Origin of the sequence: Bifidobacterium sp. UTBIF-68 (genome assembly GCF_006408855.1) — a bacterium.
GTDB lineage: Bacteria > Actinomycetota > Actinomycetes > Actinomycetales > Bifidobacteriaceae > Bifidobacterium > Bifidobacterium reuteri.
Genome location: NZ_JFAN01000068.1, coordinates 1 through 1458, shown reverse-complemented (window position 1 = coordinate 1458; position 1458 = coordinate 1). Strand labels below are relative to the sequence as shown.

General features: G+C 66.1%; 1 protein-coding gene. It reads left to right on the top strand.

Going from position 1 to position 1458, the window contains the following annotated elements; genetic code table 11:
- Positions 1 to 140: 140 nt before the first annotated feature.
- Entirely contained in the window at positions 141 to 1409 is a 1269-nt protein-coding gene (locus BW14_RS11805; protein WP_140464874.1) for an ISL3 family transposase, read from the top strand.
- Positions 1410 to 1458: the final 49 nt, after the last annotated feature.

The following is a 1458-nucleotide window of genomic DNA, read 5'->3' as shown; positions in this document are numbered from 1 at the left end:
GAGTCTTCGCCAGTTTGTGTGGTGGGGTGTTGTGCCTCGGCGTCTTCGCCGGGGCTTTTTCGTGTGTGGGATACGAAAGGGGCGTTCTCCTGTATGGTTTGTTTCCGCCAAGAAAGTAGAACCGGAACAAGGGAACGCCTGTGCCAACCATATCAGCCGGCGCGCTCAAGCGCATGCTGCACCTGCCCGCCAACGTCGTGGTCTCCACGCCCCGTGTCGAGGACGACCCGCGTGACGGGACCGTCGTCATCGTGCCGGTGCGCCCGTACGCGCATGATATGGACCGGTGCGCGAGGTGCGGCAGGCACGGCCGGCCGTACGACCGGCTGGGCGTGCGGCGTTGGCGCCACCTCGACCTCGGGTGCGCGCGCCTGCTGTTGGAGTACGCGCCCCGGCGCGTCATGTGCCGCGAGCACGGGGTCACGGTCACGATGGCGCCGTGGGCGCGCAGGAAGAGCGCGTACACGCGCGACTTCGAGCAGCAGGTCGCCTGGCTGAGCGTGCACGCGCCCAGAAGCGCCGTGTCGGCGCTGATGCGCATCGACTGGAAGAGCGTGGGCCCCGTGTGCAAGAGGGTCGCCGACGACCTGCGGGCCGAACAGGGGGCGGGCCTGTTCGACGGGCTGCGTTCCATCGGCGTGGACGAGACCAGCTACCGCAAGGGCCACAAGTACATGACCGTGGTCATCGACCACGACCGCGGACGCGTGGTCTGGATGCACCCGGGCCATGGCGAGAAGGTGTTCGACCTGTTCTTCGAGACGCTCACCGAGGAGCAGCGCGCCTCCATCCAGGTGATCACCGGCGACGGGGCCAGATGGATCGACGAGTGCGCGTTCCGCTGGTGCCCGCAGGCCGAACGCATCCTCGACGGGTTCCACATCGTGTCCTGGGCGACCGACGCGCTCGACAAGGTCCGCACCGCCGCATGGCGCGAGGCCAGAAAGGCCGGCACGGCCCGGAAAGGCGCCAAGGACCCGATCAAGGGTGCCAGATGGGCGCTGCTGAAGAACGAGGGCGACCTGACCGCCGGCCAGAAGGCGCAACTGGAATGCGTCGCCAACACCAACGAGACCCTCTGGGAGGCGTACAAGCTCAAGGAACGCCTCAGGATGATCCTCAAGCAGACGGCGGACGAGGCCGCGCCCCTGCTGCGCCAATGGGCCGCGGACGCGTTCCTGTCCGGCATCCCGGGATTCGTCCCTCTCGGAGAGAAGATCGCCCGACGCCACTTCGACATCCTCACAACCATCCGTTCCGGACTGTCCAACGCCAGGCTCGAGGCCATCAACAACAAGATCAAGACCACCATCAAAATCGGCTACGGCTACCGCAACCTCGACAACCTCATCAGCCTCGTCATGCTCAAATGCGGAGGACTCGACCTCCAACTCCCCGGACGCCAATAACCAGAAGGCCGGACCAGTGCTCCACACCCACACAAACACCCGAAGAGCC